The sequence below is a fragment of the Pseudomonas chlororaphis subsp. piscium genome (assembly GCF_003850345.1).
Classification (GTDB): domain Bacteria; phylum Pseudomonadota; class Gammaproteobacteria; order Pseudomonadales; family Pseudomonadaceae; genus Aquipseudomonas; species Aquipseudomonas piscium.
Genome location: NZ_CP027707.1, coordinates 2,860,070 through 2,879,365 on the forward strand (window position 1 = coordinate 2,860,070; position 19,296 = coordinate 2,879,365).

Below are 19,296 nucleotides of genomic sequence, written 5' to 3' on the forward strand. Positions count from 1 at the left end.
CGGCCCTCAGGGCGCGCGCGGCCTTGAACCTGGAAAGCTGCGCTCGCGCGGGCAGCGGTTTATGATCCCTGCCTGTCGTCCATCGTTGCGAGCCCGATCATGTCTTTTGAACTGGACCTTCCCGAAATCCGCGCTGGCATCCTTGAATTCCCGGTCTGGCATGCGCGCGGTGGTACGTCCACCGGTCTGATCCTGGCTCGCGAGACCCTGCCCGAGGACCCGGCGCTGGTCGAGGAACTGCTGCGCCACTTGATGGGGGTGCCGCTGAGTGGCGACCTGCCGGGCAATAACCAGATCACCGGGCTGGGCCGTGGCGGGCCCACCAGCAACAAGGTGTTCATCGCCGAGCGGCGGCCCGGCGAGTCGCGTCTGGTCAGCACCCTGGCGCAGTTGGCGGCGGGTAAAAGCGCGATCGACTGGAGCGTCAATTGCGGCAACATGTCGGCGGCCTTGCCCTTGTATGCCCTGGAGCGTGGCTGGCTGAGCCCGGACGAGGACAGCGCGCAGATCGAGATCTTCAACAGCAACACCCAGACCACCATGCTCGCGCGCCTGGCGTTCCGGGATGGGCGCCTGCTGAGCGATACGCGCATTCCCGGGGTCAATGGCGTGTTCCCCGGGGTCGACCTGTTTCTCAGCGACCCGGTGGGGGCCAAGACCGGCCAGCTGTTTCCCACCGGGCAGCGCATCGACCTGCTCGACGGCGTGCGCGCCACCTGCCTCGATGTGGCGGTGCCGATGGTCATTGTCCAGGCCGCGGACCTGGGCAAGACCGGCCTGGAAACCCCGGCGCAGCTGGACGCCGATGGCGAATTCAAGGCGCGGCTGATCAGCCTGATGGTGCAGGGCGGCCTGCGCATGCAATTGCGCAACCGCAGCGGTGCCCTGATGAGCGCCGAGGAATTGCAGCGCAGCGAAACCCTGCCGAAGATCTGCATCGTCAGCCCGGCCCAGGGCACGGGGGATATCAATACCCGTTATTTCACCCCGCAGAATGCCCATCCTTCATTGGCCGTCTCCGGTGGCTGCTGCCTGGCCGCCGCCTGCCTGGCGCAAGGCACCGTGGCCCATGAACTGCTCAAGACGCCCAAGCCGCTGAGCGCCACCACGGCGGAATACCCGGTGTCGATCGAAAACCCGGCGGGGGTGCTGGACACCTTGATTACCGCGCGCGAAGAGGGCGGTTCGATGCGCATCGACGCGGCCGCCTACCGGCGTAGCGCGCAGATCCTGCTCAAGGGTCGGGTGCCGCTGTACAACGCTTCGGCGGCGTTGTTCGAGGCGTTGAAAGGGCGGGGCTAAATCCCGCATCCAGCAGATGGCAGCAAATCCGCTCAACCCTGTGAACGATATTCGCTGGGAGCGACCCCGAACTCGCGGCGAAAGGCCCGGCTGAAGGCGGCCTCGGATTCATAACCCAGCTGTTCGGCGATCTGCGAAATGCGCAGGCTGGAGGTCTGCAGGCGCTGACCGGCCAGTTGCATGCGCCAGTGCATCAAGTAGCGCATCGGCGATTGGCCCACCAGCTGGGTGAAACGTTGCGCCAGGTTGGAGCGCGACTGGTTGACCAGGCCGGCCAGGCGCTCGACGCTCCACGCCGCGCCCGGCTCGGCATGCAGCAGCGCCAGCGCCTGGCCAATCAGCGGGTCGCGCAGGGCAGCGATCCAGCCGCCGATGCCTTGCGGGGCATGGGCCAGCCAATGGCGCACGGCCCAGATAAACATGAGGTCGATGATCCGCGAGAGCATGATGCGGCTGCCGATCGAGGGGTTTTGCACCTCCTTCTGCATCGCCGCCACCGTCAGCGACAGCCATTCACGGGAGCCGATCAAGTCGCTCGGGTCCTCGCCCTGGCAACTGACTTGCAGCACCCCGGGCAAGCCCTGGATCAAGGCCTGGCCGCACCCACCCTCGAACTGAAAGACCCCGCTGGTGATGCGCGCCGGCAGGTCCGGGCTGGCATCGGCAGCGCTGTGCAGTTGATGAGCCTGGCCGTGGGGTACGAACAGGATGTCCCCGGGCATCAGCCGGGTGGCTTCGTTAGTGCCGTTGAGCCTGAGCTGGCAGCCGGCGTCCTGGATCACATGGAAACAGGCGCTGCCCGCCGCTCGCTGCAGCACCTGGTCGGGCTGCAGGAGCGTCTCGCCCAGCAGCTCGCCACGCATCCGGGCCAGGCTGAACACTTCGAAAAACACATCGGCGGCCGGGTGCCTGAGGTCGGTTGGCGAAGCGGGTGGGGTCAGGTGTCTCTGCACAGTCTTCGGCTTCTCGGTCATGGTCGGTCGGCACCGTCCCCTTCGATAATGAGCGCGCCCGAGCATAAGCCAGCACGGGGGAGGGCGTCTCCTGCCTTGTTGCCCGACGAGCGACCTTCCCTGCAGTGCCCTGGGCCGGCAGTACCGCCGCCATCGGCGAGCGGTCTTTATCCAGACAGAGGATTCAAGCTCATGAGTGATCAGCCTACGATTGTGTTGGTGCACGGTTTTTGGGGCGATGCGGCCCATTGGAGCAAGGTGATCATCGAGTTGGCGCGCAAGGGCTACGGCGCGATCCGCGCGGTGGAAATGCCCTTGACGTCGCTGGCCGATGACGTCGAGCGCACCCGCAGGATGATTGCCCAGGTCGATGGCCCGGTGTTGCTGGTGGGGCATTCCTACGGCGGCGCGGTGATTACCGAAGTGGGCGACCAGCCCAACGTGGTCGGGCTGGTGTACATCGCCGCCTTCGCCCCGGATGCCGGGGAAAGCCCGGGTTCCATCACCCAGCAGCAACTGCCCGCGGCGGCGGCCAACCTCGAGCCGGACAGCGATGGCTACCTGTGGCTCAAGCCGCAAGCCTTCCATGAGAGCTTCTGCCAGGACCTGGGCGCCGATGAGGCGCTGGTTATGGCGGTGACCCAGAAGGCGCCGCTGGCCAGCACCTTCGGCGATACCATCAGCGCGCCGGCCTGGAAGAACAAGCCGTCCTGGTACCAGATCTCCAGCGACGACCGCATGATCCATCCGCGCAACCAGCAGATGATGGCCGCCCGGCTCAACCCCCGGAAGACCCTCACCCTGGCCAGCTCCCATGCCTCGCTGGCCTCGCGAGCGGCGGAGGTCGCGGCCTTTATCCACGAGGCCGCCAGCGCCACCGTCAAGGGCTGACCAGGCTGTGCCTCAGGCCCCGCTCAGGAGAGGGGCCTGTTCGGCTCACAGATCCAGGTCGACCCACACCGCCGCGTGATCCGAGCCGGCGTTTTCCTTCTTGTCCAACTGCGGGTAGGCGTTCCAGCGTTTGGGCTTGCTGCCCGGCCACATGCCCTTGCGCCATACGCCGCCGGCGGTGACGGTGGCGAACAGCGCGGGCGACAGCAGCAGGTAGTCGATCTTGTTCGCCGCCTTGCAGGTGTCGAAGGTGCCGGGGTAACCGCCGTCATCGAAGGCCGGATGGACAAAGGCATCCTTGAGGTCGGTGCCCTTGAGCAAGGGCTCCAGCGGCGCGCTGTCCGGGGTGTCGTTGAAGTCGCCGACCACCGCGATATAGGCCTCGCCCTGGGCCACCAGCTCCTCGTAGATGGTCTTGATCCGCTCGGCCTGGGCCAGGCGTTTTCTCGCCGAGGCCGCGAGGCTGCCGTAGCCTTTGCTCTTGAGGTGGTTGACCAGCACGATCAGTTGTTTGCCGCTGGGTAGGGGGATCTGGAACTGCGCGCAATCGCGGGAAAAGATCAGCTCGCCGTTGGCCGCGGTGTCGTCGACATGGCTGCGCAGCTGGCCGATGGGGTAGCCCTCGGCGGTCATCAGGCCGACGTCGATGCCCCGTGTATCGTTGCCGTCGATCAGCATCACGTGCTGGTACAACGGGCCGCCCAGGGCGCCGATGATCTCCGTATTGAAATCGCGCAGGGCCGGGCGGCTTTCCGCCTCGACCACCGCCAGCACATCGGCTTGCAGGTCGATCATCACCCGCGCGGTGTTGCGCATGGCTTCCAGGTCCACCGGGGCGTCGATCAGCTCCAGCGAGCCGACCCACTCGGTGCGGCCGTTGGCGACAATCTCCAGGCCCCCGGCCTTGGGCCGCTTGACCAGGCTGCCGCGGTTCTGCCGCAGGATCACGAAGGGGCCCTGGTCCGACTTGCTCAGCCCCAGTTCGGTCAGCAGCTTGACCATCTGCGCCTTGTCCTGGTCCGTGTAGATGGGCTCGCCCAGCAACTGGTTGAGCCGGGCGAAACGCTCCAGCACAGGCCGGCCCTCGGCCCAGCCTTCCAGGTTCATGGCCTTGGCGCGGTTGAACAGGTTTTCAACGTTGTAGGACGCGAGTCTCATCGTGCTCTTCCTGTGAAAGGGGGCGGACGTCAATGAGCATTACAACCGATAAAAATGACTGAATGCCGACAGGCCGGGTCTGGGGACGGAGGGTTGCGTGGTGCTGGGCGACCCCGGCTACTAAGGCCGTTTCGGCTTCAGGACCCGGGACGGGCTGGTGCTGCCGGGTGTGCCAGCCGAATATTTTCAGGCGTTGTCCTTCGACGGCAGCAGCCCTCGGGGCGAAGTCCGTTTCCATGACGGGTTTGACGCCCAAGGCTAAAGGCTGGGGCTTAGAAGGTCGGCGGGGTAATCACCCAGATCACCAGCGCATCGACCTCGCCGGGATTGCCATAACGGTGGGGTTCCTGGCTGGAGAAACTGAAGCTGTCGCCTTCGTTGAGCTGGAAGTAGCGCTCGCCGACCCACAGCTCGAAGCTCCCGGACAGCAGATAACCGGCTTCCTCGCCGTCATGGCTGTAGTTTTGCTGGCTGTAGGTGCCGGGCGGAAAACGCGAGTGGAGGATTTCCAGCTGGCGGTTGGGCTGCGGGCTCAGCAACTGGTCGACGATACCGTCTTCGTAATGCACGCTCAGGCGGCTGTTCTTGCGTACGACATAGCCGCTGTCTTCAGGCGCGGTGCTGGCTTCGCTGGCGAAGAACCACTGGATGGTCACGCCCAGGCTGCGGGCGATATTGAACAGCGCGGGAATGGACGGGTAGGCCAGGTTGCGTTCCAACTGGCTGATATAGCCGGCCGTCAGTTCGCTCATCTGGGCCAGGGTGGCCAGGGTCATGCCGCGGCGCTTGCGCAGGCCGCGAATCCGCGTCCCGAGAAAGTGTGGCGCTGCCGCGCCGCTCGCTGGCGTGGGCGCGCTGCTGGCAGGCGGCGTCGTGCTGCTGTTGCTCATGGCGTGTTCCGAACCGGGAAGAAGACGGGCGCGTCGCTGCGCCCGCCTGAAGGCCTCGGAGTATAAACAGGCTCAAAGCTGCCAGGCGACCTTCAATCCTTCATAAATCGCTTCCTCGGCGGTGCGCGGCGCCAGGCAGTCGCCGATGCGCTGGAATTCCACCAGCCCCTGCAGCTCGGTGGCCAGGCTGTCCAGCGGCTGATGGCCCTGGCAGAGCACCAGGCTGTCGACGTTTTCCATCAGCATCGGCTCGCCGCTGGCGGTGTGTTGCAGGTAGACAGTGTTGTCGTCGCAGCCGTAGAGCCGGGCATAGGGCGTGATGGCAATGCCCAGCTTGTGCAACTCGCCCGCCAGTTGATCGCGCACATAGAGCGGCAGGTTTTCCCCGCAGTGGGTGCCGTTGACCGCCAGCTGCACCTGATGCCCGGCGCGGGTCAGGCGTTCGGCGATGCCGGGGCCGATCCAGTCGCAGCGCCAGTCGACCACCACCACCGAGCGCCCGAGTTGCACCTCATTGCGTAGCACCTGCCAGGCATCCACCACCTGTAGTTCCCCGCCACGCTCGAAGGCTGGCCAATAAGGCTCGGCCCCGGTGGCGATGATCACCACGTCCGGCCGCTCGCGCTCCACCAGGGCGCGGTCGACGCGGGTGTTGCGCACCACGCGCACGCCGGCCAGCTCCATCTCCCGCTGCAGGTTGGTGCTGGCGCCGCCGAATTCGCTGCGGCGCGGCAGCAGTTGCGCCAGCAGCACCTGGCCACCCAATTGCGCGCTGGCCTCATACAGGGTCACCTCATGCCCACGTTGCGCGGCCACCGCCGCGGCTTTCATCCCGGCCGGGCCGCCGCCGGCGATCATCACCCGGCGCGGCTTGAGGGTCGGGCGCAGGGCGCCGAACAGCAGTTCGCGGCCGGTTTCCGGGTGCTGGATACAGGAGATCGGCAGCCCCTTGTGAAAGTGCCCGATGCACGCCTGGTTGCAGGCGATACAGGCGCGCACGTCTTCGGCGCGCCCGGCCTCGGTCTTGTTCGGCATCTGCGGATCGCAGATCAGCGCGCGGGTCATGCCGCACACATCCGCCTGGCCGCGGGCGAGGATCAGTTCGGCTTCCTGGGGCTGGTTGATGCGTCCGGTGACGAACAGCGGAATCTTCAGGCTGGCCTTGAAGGTCCCGGCTTCCCTGGCCAGGTAGGCGGCCTCGATGGCCATCGGCGGCACGATGTGCACGGCGCCGCCGAGGGACGCCGAGGTGCCCGCGACTATATGCACGTAGTCCAGTTGCTCCTGCATGGCCTGAACGGCCGCCAGGGACTCGTCCTCGGTCAGGCCCTCGGGGTCGCGCTCGTCGGCGCTGATGCGCAGGCCGATGATGAACTGTTCGTCGGTACTGGCCCGGACCGCCGCGATGACCTCGCGCAGAAAGCGCAGGCGCTGCTGCAGGTCGCCGTTGTATTCGTCACTGCGCCGATTGACCCGCGGGTTGAGGAACTGCGCCGGCAGATAACCATGGCTGGCGACCACTTCCACGCCATCCAGCCCGGCCTGGTGCAGGCGACGCGCAGCGGTTGCGTAACCGTCGACTATCTCGTCGATCATGCCCTGGTCCAGGGCCCGGGGCATGACCCTGAAGCGCTCGTTGGGCACCGCCGAAGGGGCATAGGCGACCGCCAGCAGGCCGTCGCCGGACTCCATGATTTCCCGCCCGGGGTGAAAGATCTGCGACAGCACCAGGGTGCCGTGGGCGTGACAGGTCTGCGCGAGCTGCCGATAGCCGTCGATGCAGGCGTCGTCGGTGGCCATCAGCACATGGGAGGTGTAGCGCGCACTGTCGTGGACCCCGGCCACCTGCAGCACGATCAGCCCGACGCCGCCTTCGGCCCGTGCCCGGTGATAGGCGATCAGTTGTTCATTGACCAGATTGTCGGTGGGCATCGAGGTGTCGTGACCACTGGACATGATGCGGTTCTTCAGGCGCTTGCCACGCAGCTGCAATGGCTCGAAAAGGTGGGCGAAAGCAGGGCTTGAGATCGACATGCAGGTGCTCCAGCGGGGCCGCGGCCAAGAGGTGCGGCGTTATTGTTTTCCCTATAGAAATTTACCCAAAGTAAAAAATCAACTTGTTTTTTTACTAAGCGTTGCAGTAGCTTCGACCTGCGCCCACCCCTGGGGCGAACCTCACAACAATAAAAAAGGGCTGCGTCGGCACCTTGCCCGCGCGGTACCTGCACGAGGAACCAGCGATGAAATCCAATAGGCTCAAGCACGTTTTCTCCCCCTTGTTGCTGTCCCTGGCCGCAGGCCTGGGCTGCGTTCAGGCGGCACCGGAGATGGTGGTGGTCGGTTACGGCGGCGCCGGGCAAAAGGCCCAGGATGTGGCGTTCTTCCAGCCGTTCAGCGCCATTGACCAGAGCAAGTTGATCCAGAGCGAGTACAACGGCGAAATGGCCCGGATCAAGGTCATGGTCGACACCGGCAATGTCGATTGGGACCTGGTGCAGATCGAAGGTCCGGACCTGATGCGCGGTTGTGAGGAGGGCATGTACGAGCCATTGGACTGGAAGGTCCTGGGGCGCGCCGACCAGCTGATCGCCGACGCGGCGCAAGCCTGCGGTTCGGCGGCCCTGGTGTGGAGCGTGGCCATCGCCTATGACACGGACAAACTGGCCAAGGGGCCGGCTTCATGGGCGGACTTCTGGGACGTGACGACATTTCCCGGCAAGCGCGGCCTGCGCAAGCGCGCGGTGTACAACCTGGAGTTCGCGCTGCTGGCGGACGGGGTGAAAGTCGAGGATGTGTATGCGCAGCTGAATACGCCGCAGGGTATCGATCGCGCCTTCGCCAAGCTCGACCAGCTCAAGCCCTATATCCAGTGGTGGGAGGCCGGGGCGCAGCCGGCCCAGTGGCTGGCGGCCGGCGATGTGGTGATGACCTCGACCTATAGTGGCCGCGTCGCCCAGGCGGCCCAGGCCGGCAGCCATCTGGGGCTGGTCTGGCCCGGCAGCCTGTACGGCATGGATTACTGGGCGATCATCAAGGGTTCCAGGCATGTCGAGCAGGCCAAGCGTTTCATCGCCTTTGCCAACCGGCCCGAGGCCCAGCTCAAGTACGTCGAGCAGATTCCTTACGGACCGACCAACACCGAGGCGGCCGCCCGGCTCGATCCCGGCTTGTCGCGATGGGTGCCCACCGCCCCGCAGAACTTGAAGGGTGCGCTGGCGATGGACGTGGCGTTCTGGGTCGATCATGGCGAGGAGCTCGAAGAGCGTTTCAACGCCTGGGCCAGCAAGTAAGCGCCCGGGGCCAATCGTGGCGAGCGCTGGAGGCGGCCAAGGTTCTTGCTGTACAGTCGTTCAGCGCCGCCCCCATCGATTGCCCAAAGGAGATTGCCCCCGATGAGTCAGGAAGCCCGTTTTTCCCGGATGGAGCCGGAACTGCGCAAGGCCAATTTGATCGAGGCCACCCTGGTCTGCCTCAAGCGCCATGGTTTCCAGGGCGCTTCGATACGCCGGATCTGTGCCGAGGCCGGGGTGTCGGTAGGGCTGATCAGCCATCATTATTCGGGCAAGGACGAACTGGTGGCCGAGGCCTATCTGGCGGTGACCGGACGGGTCATGCACCTGTTGCGCGAGGCCATGGCCCAGGCCGCGCCGAGTGCCCGGGAGCGCTTGTCGGCGTTCTTTCGTGGTTCGTTCTCGGCCGAGTTGCTCGACCCGCAGTTGCTCGACGCCTGGCTGGCGTTCTGGGGCGCGGTCAAGACCGCCGAGGCGATCAACCAGGCCCACGAACATTCCTATGGCGAGTACCGCAACGAGCTGAGCAGGGTGCTCGGCGACCTGGCCGTGGAGGAGGGCTGGGAAGGCTTCGATGCCGACCTTGCCGCGATCAGCCTCAGCGCCTTGCTCGATGGGCTCTGGCTGGAGTCGGGGCTCAATCCCGGGACCTTCACCCCGAACCAGGGCATACAGATCTGCGAGGCCTGGGTCGACGGTTTGCAGGCCGGTGCCCGGCGGCGATTCCGGCGATAGACGGAGGGCTGTTGATCGATCGTTCAGCAGTAGCTAACCTCTGGGCGCTGATGCGGTAAAACTCTAATAAGAAACGCGCCTTCGGGCAGGTCCAGGACAACAAGCGATGACTCCTCGGGTACTGATCGTCGACGACGATCCGCTGATTCGCGAACTGCTGCATGCCTATCTCTCCCAGGAAGGTTACGAAGTGCACTGCGCCGAGACGGCGGAGTTGGCCGAAACCTTCCTGGCCTCCCACGTGGTCGATCTGGTGATGCTGGATATCCGCTTGCCGGGCAAGGACGGCCTGACCCTGACCCGGGAGCTGCGGGTGCGTTCGGAGGTGGGGATCATCCTGATCACCGGACGCAACGACGAGATCGACCGCATCGTGGGCCTGGAATGCGGTGCCGATGACTACGTGATCAAACCCCTCAACCCGCGCGAGCTGGTGTCCCGGGCGAAAAACCTGGTGCGTCGGGTGCGCCATGCCCAGGCGTGCAAGCCCGAGCCGGCGATTGCGCGCCCGGTCAAACAGTTCGCCGCCTGGGCCCTGGACACCGATCGTCGGCGCCTGATCGATCAGGCTGGCGGCGAAACCCTGCTGACCCAGGGCGAATATCAGCTGCTCAGTGTGTTCCTGCGCAACAGTGGGCATACCCTGAGCCGCGACCAGTTGATGGACCAGATCCGCAACCGCGAGTGGGTGCCCAACGATCGCTCCATCGATGTGCTGGTCGGTCGCCTGCGCCGCAAGCTGCATGACGATCCGGCCGAACCGCAACTGATCATCACCATCCACGGCGCCGGGTATCTGTTCACTGCCAGTGTGGCGGCATGAATGCCCGGGGGCGATGGCTGGCGCTGCTGATGCTGCTGGCGCCGCTCGGCACCCTGGCCGCCGAGCGCATCCGTTACTGCGACTACCCGGTGTATCCGCCGGTGTCCTGGAGCGACGGCAGGCAGGTGCGCGGCCTGGCGCCCAACGTGGTCAAGCAGCTGTTCGGGCAGTTGGGCTACGAGGTCGAGATCGTCGTACTCGGCAACTGGCAGCGCTGCCTGCTGGACGCCGCCGAAGGGCAGGTCGACGTGATCCTGGCCTACAGCACCGCGCAACGCGAACAGAGCATGCGTTTTTCCAGGGTGCCGGTGCTGCGCGAAGAGGTCGCGGTGTTCGTCAATCGCCGCCATCCGGTGCGCTTCGAGCGCCTCGACGACCTGGCCGGTTACCGCGGCGGCTTGCTGTTCGGCGAAAGCTACGGCCTGGAGTTCGACCGCTTTGTCGCCCGGCACCGCAATATCGAATGGGTGTCCGACAGCCAGCAGAATTTTGGCAAGCTGATTCGCGGCCGTATCGACTTCATCACCCAGGAGCGGCGCACCGGGCAGTTGTTCGTCGAGCGCCTGCCGGGGGCCGAAGACATCGTGGCCTTGCCCGCGGCCTTGAGCGTCGACTACCTGCGGATCGCGGTCTCGCGGCGCTCCCCGCTGGCCCGGCGCATGCCGGAAATCGATGCGCAGTTGCAGCGCATGGTCGATGCCGGCGAGATCGAACGCTGGCTGAATGAAAGCGAGGCCACCTATCGCGACATGCTCAAGCTACCGGCGGGTGCCCGATGATCAGCGCCCGGCCCGGTGGCCTGCTGCGGCGCCTGCTGTTGTTCATCCTGCTGTTCAGCCTGTGTTTCACCGTGCTTGCCAGCACCGTGCAACTGTATTTCGAGTACCGCCGGGAAATGCGCGACATCGATTCGCGCATGGCGCTGATCCGCGCCGGTTACCTGGCCAGCCTGGAGCGCAGCCTGTGGGACTTGAACCAGGAGCAACTGAATGTGCAGTTGCGCGGCCTGGTGGACTTCTCCGACGTGGCCCGGGTGCACTTGCGCAGCCCGGACTTCGACCTCGTGCAGGGCAACCCCGAGCCGACCGGGCCGCTGCGCATCGAGCGTTTCGAATTGGATTACCAGCCACCCAGCGGTGGCTCGCGGCACCTGGGCCAGCTGGAAGTCAGCACCGACCTGGGCGCCGTGCATCGGCGCCTGTACGCCACCGGGCTGACCAGCCTGTTGTGGATGAGTGTGTTTCTCTGCGGCCTGGCGGTGGCGTTGTCGGGGTTGTTCTACCGGCTGGTGACCCGTCACCTGCAAGTGATGGCCGGGTTTGCCCGGCGCGTCGCCGCCGGCGATTGGCACGAGCCGCTGCGCCTGGACAAGAGCCGCCACGGCGGCGAAGACGAAATCGATACCGTGGCCCACGCCCTGGATGACATGCGCCGGGCGATCCTCAGCGATATCGACCGCCGCGAAGTCGATCGCCTGGCCTTGCAGGACAAGCGCGACGAGCTGCAGAAAATGGTCGAGCGGCGCACCGCCAGCCTGATGCGCGCCAAGGACGAGGCCGAAGCGGCCAACCTCGCCAAGTCGCGGTTTCTCGCCACCATGAGCCACGAGTTGCGCACGCCGCTCAACGGCATTCTCGGCATGGCCGAACTGCTGCGCGGCGCGCCCCTCGACGAGCGCGACGGCAAACGCCTGGAAGCCCTGTACAAAGCCGGGGAAGGCCTGCTGACGATCCTCAACGAGGTGCTGTATTTCGCCCGGCTGGAGGAGGGTGAAAGCCATCCGGAGCCGGTGGACTTCTCGGTGCGGCAACTGATCGACGAAGTGCTGACGCTGCTGGAGCCGCGGGCACAGGGCAACGGTACCCGCCTGCGCAGCCGGATCGATGGGCAACTGGCCGAGCGCCTGCACGGCGCCGAGCAGTTCTTGCGCCAGGTGTTGAGCAACCTGCTGGCCAACGCGATCAAGTTCACCACGGCCGGGCAGATCCTGGTTGCGGTCGAGGTGGTGCCGCAGGCGACGCAGCAGGGCGGCCAGCGTCTGCGCCTGAGCGTCAGCGATAACGGCATCGGCATCGCCCCGGCGATGCAGGAGAAGATTTTCGAGCGCTTCACCCAGGCCAGCGAAGAGGTCGCGCAGCGTTATGGCGGCACCGGCCTGGGCCTGGCGATCAGCAAGCATCTGGTGGAGTTGCTCGGCGGTCGTATTGGCGTCGACAGTGAAGTGGGGCGGGGCAGTCGCTTCTGGTTCGAGCTGCAGCTGCAGGCCGCCACGGGCGGCAACGAAGTCGCGACGGCCAGCACGCCGGTGCAGGCGCTGGAAATTCTGGTGGTCGAGGATATGGCGCTGAACCGCGAGGTGGTCAGCGGCCTGCTGGAGAGCGACGGGCACCGGGTCTGGCTTGCCGAAGAGGGCGCTGAGGCCCTGACGCTCTGCCAGCAGCGGCGTTTCGACCTGATTCTGCTGGACGTGCACCTGCCAGGCATCAGCGGCGTCGAACTGTGCAAACGCATTCGCGGCACGCCGGGGGCCAATCGCGACTGTCGGATCTTCGCCCTGACCGCCAGCGTCCAGCCGGCCCTGGTGCGCAGCTATCTGGAGGCCGGCATGCAAGGCATCCTGGCCAAGCCGCTGAAACTGCACAGCCTGCGCCAGGCACTGGCGGGCCAGGCGCCGCTGGCTGTTGCGGCACAGGCCGATGAGGAACTGGACGGGGCGTTGCTGGAAACCCACCGCACCTTGCTGGGCACCGAGAAGCTCAAGGGCCTGCTGATGGTACTGCGCGATTCGCTGGCCCAGCACCGGGTGACGCTCACGGACGCCATCGCGGCCGACGACTGTACTGAAATCGCCCATCTGGCCCACCGTCTGGCCGGGAGCAGCGACTCGCTGGGCCTGAGCGCCCTGGCCAGGGTCATGCGGGCGCTGGAGGCGGCGGCCCTGGGCAACGATCAGCAGGCGGTGCAGCGCCTGGCCCCGCAGGTGAACGAGCAATTGCAACGTTCCATGCAGACCCTGGATGCGCTGCTGGAGGCTTGACGTACAAAATCCTTACGACTTTTTACATCTTTGATCTTTAGGTTCAACGCGAACTTACATGGCTTTCCAATAATCGCTTGAACCGCGCCGGGCGCGGTCCTCGAAGCTTATTGGAGATAATAATAATGAACTGCCGTAAAGCTGATCCTTCCCCGCGTCATGACGTCCTGTCGGCCGTCGCGCCCCTCACTGACTGCTGAGGTGCCGACATGAGCGAATCTATCGAACGCAAAGGCATCCACCTGACCCGGGCCTTGAAGAGCCGGCACATTTTCATGTTGTCGCTGGGCGGGGTGATCGGCACCGGGCTGTTCATGGGCTCTGGCGTGATCATCAACCAGGGCGGCCCGGTCGGGGCCATCCTGGCGTATCTGGTGGCAGGTTTTCTGATGTACCTGGTGATGGTCTGCCTCGGCGAACTGTCGGTGCAGATGCCGGTATCCGGTTCGTTCCAGACCCACGCCACCCAGTTCATCGGTCCCGCCACCGGCTTCATGATCGGCTGGGTGTACTGGATGAGCTGGGCCACCACCGTGGGCCTGGAGTTCACCGCCGCCGGGATGCTGATGGAGCGCTGGTTCCCTGGCGTGCCGATCTGGTACTGGTCGGCGCTGTTCGTGGCGGTGCTGTTCGGCATCAACGCCCTGGCCACCCGCGCTTTCGGTGAGGCGGAATACTGGTTCTCCGGGATCAAGGTGGCGGCGATCCTCGGCTTTATTGTGGTCGGCGTGCTGGTGATCTTCGGTGCTATCCCGCTGGCCAGCGGCGCACCGGCGCCGATGATGAGCAACCTGATCGGCGACACCCTGTTCCCCAACGGCCTCTCGGCGGTGTTCGCGGTGATGATGACCGTGGTCTACGCCTTCCAGGGCTGCGAGATCATGGGCGTGGCGGCGGGGGAAACCGACCATCCGGAAAAGAGCATCCCGCGGGCGGTGCGCAACGTGGTGTTCCGCGTACTGATCTTCTACGTGCTGGCGATCGTGGTGCTCTCGGCCATCGTGCCCTGGCAGCAGGCGGGGCTGATGGAAAGCCCGTTCGTCCAGGTGTTCGACATGGTCGGTATTCCTTATGCCGCCGACCTGATGAACTTCGTGATCCTCACCGCGATCCTCTCGGTCGGCAACTCGGGCCTCTATGCCTCGACGCGGATCCTGTGGGCGATGTCGAAAACCGGCATGGCCCCCAAAAGTCTGTCGCCGCTGAGCAAGCGTGGCGTGCCGCTGCGGGCGCTGAGCATCACCCTGGGCTTCGCCCTGATCTCGCTGATGACCAGCTTCATTGCCGCCGACACGCTGTTCATGGTGCTGATGGCCGTGAGCGGCATGTCCGGCACCGTGACCTGGATCGTCATCGCCCTGGCGCAGTACAAGTTCCGCCGCGCCTATCTGCGCGACGGCGGCCAGCTCAGTGACCTGAAGTACCGGGCGCCGTGGTTCCCGCTCCTGCCGATACTGTGCATCGGCCTGTGCTGCTCGCTGTTCGTGTTCCTGGCCATGGACGCGACCCAGCGACCCTCCTTGTACTGGGGCTTCGGCTTTATCGCGATCTGCTACGGCGCTTACTACCTGATCCAGCGCAAGCGGCAGATGGTGCTGGCGCCAACCGTGCCGGTCTAGGTCCGGCCGCCGCAACGAAAAACGCGACAGGTGACTGTCGCGTTTTTCGTTTGTGCTCAAGGTGGGCGTCGGGCATTCGGTTCTATCGCGAGCAAGCTTCGCTCCTACAAGGACAGGCGCCGTTCATGTAGGAGCGAAGCTTGCTCGCGACAGGCGGCGCAGCCGCCGCTCCCTCTGTAGCCAGTTGTTCAAAGTTGTAACACCACGCCGGCCGCGCACCGCGGAACAGAGAAATAACTCAATGAAAACAAGCAAGTAGCGCCTGTTTACGGCTGTTACAAGGCCTTGGAGCGCGGATTGTCGCCTTGCTGAACACTCGTTTAGTATCGTCGGCAAGTCGTCCCCACCTCACGCCAAACACAATAATTCGAGGACTCACATGACTACTCCATCGTCGCTGCTCTGCCAGGTCGAAGCAGGCGTTGCCTGGATCACCCTCAACCGCCCCGACCAACGCAATGCGCTGGACATTCCCACGCTGCAAAAACTCCATGGCCTGCTGGATGACTGCAACGCCGACCCGGCGGTCCGGGTGCTGGTGTTGACCGGCAGCGGTCGCAGTTTCTGCGCGGGCGCCGATCTGGCCGAGTGGGCCGAAGCCGAGGCCCGTGGCGCGCTGGAAAGTTATGGCTGGACCGAAACCGCCCATGCCTTGATGAGCCGGCTGTACAGCCTCGACAAACCGACCATAGCCGCGATCAACGGCACCGCGGTCGGCGCCGGCATGGACCTGAGCCTGTGTTGCGACCTGCGCATCGCTGCCCGATCGGCGCGGTTCAAGGCGGGCTACACCAGCATGGCGTACTCGCCGGACGCCGGCGCCAGTTGGCACCTGCCGCGGCTGATCGGCAGCGAACAGGCCAAGCGCCTGCTGTTTCTCGATGAGCCCTGGGGGGCCGAGCGCGCCCTGGCGGCCGGACTGGTCGGCGAGGTGTGCGCCGACGAACAGCTGTCGAGTGTGGCCGGGGCGCTGGCCGCACGCCTGGCCAGCGGGCCGACCTTTGCCTTTGCCCAGACCAAGCGACTGCTGCGCGAAGGCGCCGGGCGCAGCCTGCCCGAGCAACTGCGGGCCGAGCTGGCCGCCGGCCTGCTGTGCGGGCGCAGCGCGGATGGCGCCGAGGCCCTGCGCGCCGCTACGGAAAAACGCGCGCCGAACTTTATCGGTCGCTAGGCCCGACCCCGTAGGAGCAGCCGGTCGACGCTCGAGTGCTCGCGATGGCGTCATGCCTGACACCGCGCGGCGCCCACATCGCCAGCCAGCCGGCTCCTGCAGGTCCCTCAATAAAAACGCACAACAGGTAGCGCCATGAATTTCCAACTGAGCCAAGAACAAGAAATGTTGGTGGATGCGGTTCGCAGCTTCGTCGCCAAGGAATTGCTGCCCCACGAAGAGGCGGTGGACCGCGCCGACGAAGTCCCCCCGGAGCTGGCCGCGCAGATCCGCGGCAAGGCCATCGCCGCCGGTTTCTATGCCTTCAACATGCCCGAGGAAGTCGGCGGCGGTGGCCTGGACTATCTGTCCCAGGCGCTGATCGAGCGTGAGCTGTCCAAGTGTTCCTGGGCCCTGCATGTGTTTGTCGCACGGCCGTCGAAGATTCTCATGGCCTGCACCGGCCAGCAGATCGACGACTACCTGCTGCCCTGCATCCAGGGCGAGAAGATCGATTGTTTTGCCCTCACCGAACCGGGCGCCGGCTCCGACGCCAACGCGATCAAGACCCGCGCGGTCCGCGACGGCGACGACTTTATCCTCAATGGCAGCAAGCATTTCATCAGCCACGCCGGCCACGCCGATTTCGCGATTGTCTTCGCCGTGACCGACACCTACGAGCACAACGGTCGCAAGCGCAACGCCGTGACCTCCTTCCTGGTGGACCGCGGCACCCCGGGCCTGACCATTCGCCGCGGGCCCAAATGCGTGAGCAACCGCGGTTATCACACCTTCGAGATGTTCTTCGACGACTGCCGAGTGCCGGCGTCCAAGGTGCTGGGCGAAGTCGGCAAGGGCTGGGACGTGGCCAACGCCTGGCTCACCGCCGGCCGCGTGATGGTCGCGGCCAACTGTGTCGGCCAGGCCCAGCGCGCGCTGGATGCATCGCTGCAATGGGCGGCGGATCGCCAACAGTTCGGCCAGCCGATCGGCAGCTACCAGGGGGTGTCGTTCAAGCTGGCCGACATGGCCACGCAGATCCGCGCGGCCGAGCTGTTGACCCTGCACACCGCCTGGAAGATGGACCAGGGCAGCATGACCGACGGCGAGGCCGGCATGGCCAAGCTGTTCGCCAGTGAGGTGCTCGGGCGCGTGGCCGACGAAGCGGTGCAGATTTTCGGCGGCATGGGCCTGATGGACGAGGGGCCGGTGGAACGCATCTGGCGCAATGCGCGGATCGAGCGGATCTGGGAGGGCACTTCGGAGATCCAGCGCCACATCATTTCCCGCGAACTGCTGCGTCCGCTGTTGCGCTGAGCCGCCTGGAGAATGTCCATGTCCCAGATTCTTCGCGACAACCTCAAACGTCTGCTCGCGCCGCGCCACCTGGCCTTTGTCGGTGGTCGCAGCATGGCCCGGGCGCTGCGGCGCTGTGCCGAAGGCGGTTTTCAGGGCCAGATGTGGCTGGTCAACCCGCAGCATGCCAGCCTCGAAGGCATACCCTGCGTTCCCAGCGTGGCCCAGCTGCCCTGTGGCCCGGATGCGGTGTTCGTTGCCACCAACCGGGAGCTGACCCTGACCTGCGTCGCCGAGCTGGCGGCCAAGGGCGCGGGCGGGGCGATCTGCTATGCCTCGGGCTTTGCCGAGACCGGCGCCGCGGGCCAGGCCCTGCAACGCCAGTTGCTCGACGCCGCCGGCAACATGGCCCTGCTGGGCCCCAACTGCTATGGCTTGCTCGACTATCTGCACAACGCGGCGCTGTGGCCGGTGGCCCATGGCGGCCAGCCGGTGGAGAAGGGCGTGGCGGTGCTGACCCAGAGCGGCAACTTCGCCTACAACCTGTCGATGAGCGACCGCTCCTTGCCGGTGGCCTACATGGCCTCGGTGGGTAACCAGGCGCAGCTGGGCATCGCCGAGCTGATGGACGTGCTGCTCGACGAGCCGCGGGTGACTGCCATCGGCCTGCACCTGGAAGGCCTGAAAAACGTGCCCGGCTTTGCCAGGGCGGCGTACAAGGCGCTGGAGAAGGGCATTCCGATCGTGGCGCTGAAAACCGGGGTGTCGCAGATCGGCGCTGAACTGGCCTTGAGTCACACCAGTTCGCTGTCCGGTTCCGATGCGCTGTACGACAGCCTGTTCGCCCGTCTCGGGGTGATCCGCGTCAGCGGCCCGGTGAGTTTCGTCGAGACCCTCAAGGCCGCCGCCTGCGGCAAGCTGCCGGCGGGCGACAGCCTGGTGGCGCTGGCCTGCTCCGGTGGCGATGCCGGGTTGATCGCCGACTATGCCGAGCGCAACGAGTTGAGCCTGGTCAAGTTCGATGACAGCCAGTGCGCCGAACTGTCCCAGGTGTTGCCCGCTTACGCCAACCTGGTCAACCCGCTGGATTTCACCACTGCGATCTGGGGCGATGGCGAGGCCTTGGACCGCATGCTCGACAGTGCCCTGCGCAGCCCAGCCGACGCGGCCATGCTGGTGCTCGATTACCCGGCGTCATTCACCGGCGAGCGCCAGGAGTGCGACCTGCTGCTGGAGCTTTACTGCGCGGCGCTGGAGCGCCACGGCAAGAGCGGTTTCGTCACCTCGGCCTTTCCCGAACTGCTGCCGGCCAGTGCCCGTGAGCGTTTGCACGCCCGGGGTGTGGCGGCCTTGCAGGGGGTGGAGGACGCCCTGGCGGCCTGGGCGCGCATCGCGCGTTATCAAACGACCCGCCAGGCCCTGCTGGACCTCGGCGAGGCGGCGCTGACGCCCCTGTGCCCGCAGGCCTTGCCGGGCTCCTTGCCAGGGGGCGGGCGGCTGCTCGACGAGTGGCAATCGAAACAGGCCTTGCAGGTCTTCGGCCTGCCGATCCCCAGCGGGGTCTTGAGCACCCCGGACGATGCCCTGCAAGCGGCCCAGGCGCTGGGTTACCCGCTGGTACTCAAGGCGGTCAGCACGCAGTTGCCGCACAAGACCGAGGTCGGTGCCGTGGCGCTGAACCTGGGCTCTCCGGCGGCGTTGAAGGGGGCGCTGGAGCAGATGGGCGCACGGATCGCCGCCTGCGCTCCGCAGGTGCCGTTCGCCCAGGTGCTGCTGGAACCCATGGCCAGTGCGCCGTTGGCCGAGCTGATCGTCGGCATCAAGCGCGAAAACGATTTTGCCCTGGCGCTGGTCATCGGCGCGGGGGGCGTGCTGGTGGAACTGCTCCAGGACAGCCGCAGCCTGTTGCTGCCGACCACCGATGGCGCCATTCGCGCGGCCGTGCTCAGCCTGCGCAGCGCGGTGCTGCTGCAGGGCTTTCGCGGGCGCGAGCCGGCGGACCTCGACGCGCTGGTGGCGGCGATCCGCGCGGTGGCGGACTACGCCTGCGAAAACGCCGAGCAGTTGCTCGAACTCGATGTGAACCCATTGTTGGTCGGTGCCCGGGGCACCCTTGCGGTCGATGCGTTGATACGCCTCGGCCACGCCTGAG

The 19,296-nt window shown here is 65.8% G+C and carries 15 protein-coding genes and 1 pseudogene; 12 read left to right on the forward strand and 4 right to left on the reverse strand.

Annotated features, from left to right (window positions below; translation table 11 throughout):
- Positions 1-99: 99 nt before the first annotated feature.
- Positions 100-1,302 carry a PrpF domain-containing protein gene (locus C4K38_RS13340; protein ID WP_053278778.1) on the forward strand — a complete coding sequence of 401 codons (1,203 nt, stop codon included), beginning with the start codon at positions 100-102 and terminating at the stop codon, positions 1,300-1,302.
- A 32-nt stretch (positions 1,303-1,334) separates the two neighbouring features.
- On the opposite strand, the gene C4K38_RS13345 is transcribed toward C4K38_RS13340, so the two are convergent.
- The gene (locus C4K38_RS13345) at positions 1,335-2,276 is read right to left on the reverse strand and encodes an AraC family transcriptional regulator (RefSeq protein ID WP_053278779.1); all 942 of its coding nucleotides are present in this window, start codon (positions 2,274-2,276) and stop codon (positions 1,335-1,337) included.
- A 171-nt stretch (positions 2,277-2,447) separates the two neighbouring features.
- Here C4K38_RS13345 and C4K38_RS13350 point away from each other — a divergent pair, with 171 nt between their 5' ends.
- Positions 2,448-3,146, forward strand: a complete 699-nt coding sequence (locus C4K38_RS13350) for an alpha/beta hydrolase (protein ID WP_053278780.1) — start codon at positions 2,448-2,450, stop codon at positions 3,144-3,146.
- Between the two features lie 45 nt (positions 3,147-3,191).
- Here C4K38_RS13350 and C4K38_RS13355 read toward each other — a convergent pair whose 3' ends face one another.
- Positions 3,192-4,304, reverse strand: a complete 1,113-nt coding sequence (locus tag C4K38_RS13355) for an endonuclease/exonuclease/phosphatase family protein (protein ID WP_053278781.1) — start codon at positions 4,302-4,304, stop codon at positions 3,192-3,194.
- Positions 4,305-4,395: 91 nt separating this feature from the next.
- Here C4K38_RS13355 and C4K38_RS32770 point away from each other — a divergent pair.
- A pseudogene (locus C4K38_RS32770) lies at positions 4,396-4,566 on the forward strand (GNAT family N-acetyltransferase); the annotation flags it as partial.
- Positions 4,567-4,576: 10 nt separating this feature from the next.
- Here C4K38_RS32770 and C4K38_RS13365 read toward each other — a convergent pair.
- Both C4K38_RS13365 and C4K38_RS13370 read right to left on the reverse strand, forming a co-directional pair.
- Entirely contained in the window at positions 4,577-5,194 is a 618-nt protein-coding gene (locus tag C4K38_RS13365) for a cupin domain-containing protein (protein ID WP_053278782.1), read from the reverse strand.
- Between the two features lie 72 nt (positions 5,195-5,266).
- The gene (locus C4K38_RS13370; protein ID WP_053278783.1) at positions 5,267-7,228 is read right to left on the reverse strand and encodes an oxidoreductase; all 1,962 of its coding nucleotides are present in this window, start codon (positions 7,226-7,228) and stop codon (positions 5,267-5,269) included.
- A 206-nt stretch (positions 7,229-7,434) separates the two neighbouring features.
- On the opposite strand from C4K38_RS13370, the gene C4K38_RS13375 reads away from it, so the two are divergent.
- From C4K38_RS13375 to C4K38_RS13415, 9 genes are all read left to right on the forward strand, one after another.
- Positions 7,435-8,484, forward strand: a complete 1,050-nt coding sequence (locus C4K38_RS13375) for an ABC transporter substrate-binding protein (RefSeq protein ID WP_053278784.1) — start codon at positions 7,435-7,437, stop codon at positions 8,482-8,484.
- Positions 8,485-8,586: 102 nt separating this feature from the next.
- Entirely contained in the window at positions 8,587-9,219 is a 633-nt protein-coding gene (locus C4K38_RS13380) for a TetR family transcriptional regulator C-terminal domain-containing protein (RefSeq protein WP_053278785.1), read from the forward strand.
- 106 nt (positions 9,220-9,325) lie between these two features.
- A complete protein-coding gene (locus tag C4K38_RS13385; protein WP_053278786.1) occupies positions 9,326-10,042 on the forward strand; it encodes a response regulator in 717 nt (238 codons plus the stop codon).
- A complete protein-coding gene (locus C4K38_RS13390; protein WP_053278787.1) occupies positions 10,039-10,821 on the forward strand; it encodes a substrate-binding periplasmic protein in 783 nt (260 codons plus the stop codon). The genes C4K38_RS13385 and C4K38_RS13390 overlap by 4 nt, the downstream gene beginning before the upstream one ends.
- Positions 10,818-13,079, forward strand: coding sequence for an ATP-binding protein (locus C4K38_RS13395; RefSeq protein WP_053278788.1), 2,262 nt, complete (start codon positions 10,818-10,820; stop codon positions 13,077-13,079). Before C4K38_RS13390 ends, C4K38_RS13395 begins: the two co-directional genes overlap by 4 nt.
- 209 nt (positions 13,080-13,288) lie before the next feature.
- Positions 13,289-14,698: an amino acid permease gene (locus C4K38_RS13400; RefSeq protein WP_053278789.1), complete on the forward strand. Its 1,410-nt coding sequence runs from the start codon at positions 13,289-13,291 to the stop codon at positions 14,696-14,698.
- 379 nt (positions 14,699-15,077) lie between these two features.
- Complete coding sequence (locus C4K38_RS13405) at positions 15,078-15,869, forward strand: enoyl-CoA hydratase/isomerase family protein (RefSeq protein ID WP_053278790.1); 792 nt, start codon at positions 15,078-15,080, stop codon at positions 15,867-15,869.
- 135 nt (positions 15,870-16,004) lie between these two features.
- A complete protein-coding gene (locus C4K38_RS13410) occupies positions 16,005-17,165 on the forward strand; it encodes an acyl-CoA dehydrogenase family protein (protein WP_025809292.1) in 1,161 nt (386 codons plus the stop codon).
- Positions 17,166-17,192: 27 nt separating this feature from the next.
- On the forward strand, positions 17,193-19,295 hold the full coding sequence (locus tag C4K38_RS13415; protein WP_164487038.1) for an acetate--CoA ligase family protein: 2,103 nt from the start codon (positions 17,193-17,195) through the stop codon (positions 19,293-19,295).
- Position 19,296 lies beyond the last annotated feature (1 nt).

What these genes read in the sequence shown, in the direction of transcription:
- C4K38_RS13340 (WP_053278778.1), top strand. Translation starts at nt 100, where the DNA reads ATGTCTTTTGAACTGGACCTTCCCGAAATCCGCGCTGGCATCCTTGAA.
- C4K38_RS13345 (WP_053278779.1), bottom strand. Translation starts at nt 2,276, where the DNA reads ATGACCGAGAAGCCGAAGACTGTGCAGAGACACCTGACCCCACCCGCT.
- C4K38_RS13350 (WP_053278780.1), top strand. Translation starts at nt 2,448, where the DNA reads ATGAGTGATCAGCCTACGATTGTGTTGGTGCACGGTTTTTGGGGCGAT.
- C4K38_RS13355 (WP_053278781.1), bottom strand. Translation starts at nt 4,304, where the DNA reads ATGAGACTCGCGTCCTACAACGTTGAAAACCTGTTCAACCGCGCCAAG.
- C4K38_RS13365 (WP_053278782.1), bottom strand. Translation starts at nt 5,194, where the DNA reads ATGAGCAACAGCAGCACGACGCCGCCTGCCAGCAGCGCGCCCACGCCA.
- C4K38_RS13370 (WP_053278783.1), bottom strand. Translation starts at nt 7,228, where the DNA reads ATGTCGATCTCAAGCCCTGCTTTCGCCCACCTTTTCGAGCCATTGCAG.
- C4K38_RS13375 (WP_053278784.1), top strand. Translation starts at nt 7,435, where the DNA reads ATGAAATCCAATAGGCTCAAGCACGTTTTCTCCCCCTTGTTGCTGTCC.
- C4K38_RS13380 (WP_053278785.1), top strand. Translation starts at nt 8,587, where the DNA reads ATGAGTCAGGAAGCCCGTTTTTCCCGGATGGAGCCGGAACTGCGCAAG.
- C4K38_RS13385 (WP_053278786.1), top strand. Translation starts at nt 9,326, where the DNA reads ATGACTCCTCGGGTACTGATCGTCGACGACGATCCGCTGATTCGCGAA.
- C4K38_RS13390 (WP_053278787.1), top strand. Translation starts at nt 10,039, where the DNA reads ATGAATGCCCGGGGGCGATGGCTGGCGCTGCTGATGCTGCTGGCGCCG.
- C4K38_RS13395 (WP_053278788.1), top strand. Translation starts at nt 10,818, where the DNA reads ATGATCAGCGCCCGGCCCGGTGGCCTGCTGCGGCGCCTGCTGTTGTTC.
- C4K38_RS13400 (WP_053278789.1), top strand. Translation starts at nt 13,289, where the DNA reads ATGAGCGAATCTATCGAACGCAAAGGCATCCACCTGACCCGGGCCTTG.
- C4K38_RS13405 (WP_053278790.1), top strand. Translation starts at nt 15,078, where the DNA reads ATGACTACTCCATCGTCGCTGCTCTGCCAGGTCGAAGCAGGCGTTGCC.
- C4K38_RS13410 (WP_025809292.1), top strand. Translation starts at nt 16,005, where the DNA reads ATGAATTTCCAACTGAGCCAAGAACAAGAAATGTTGGTGGATGCGGTT.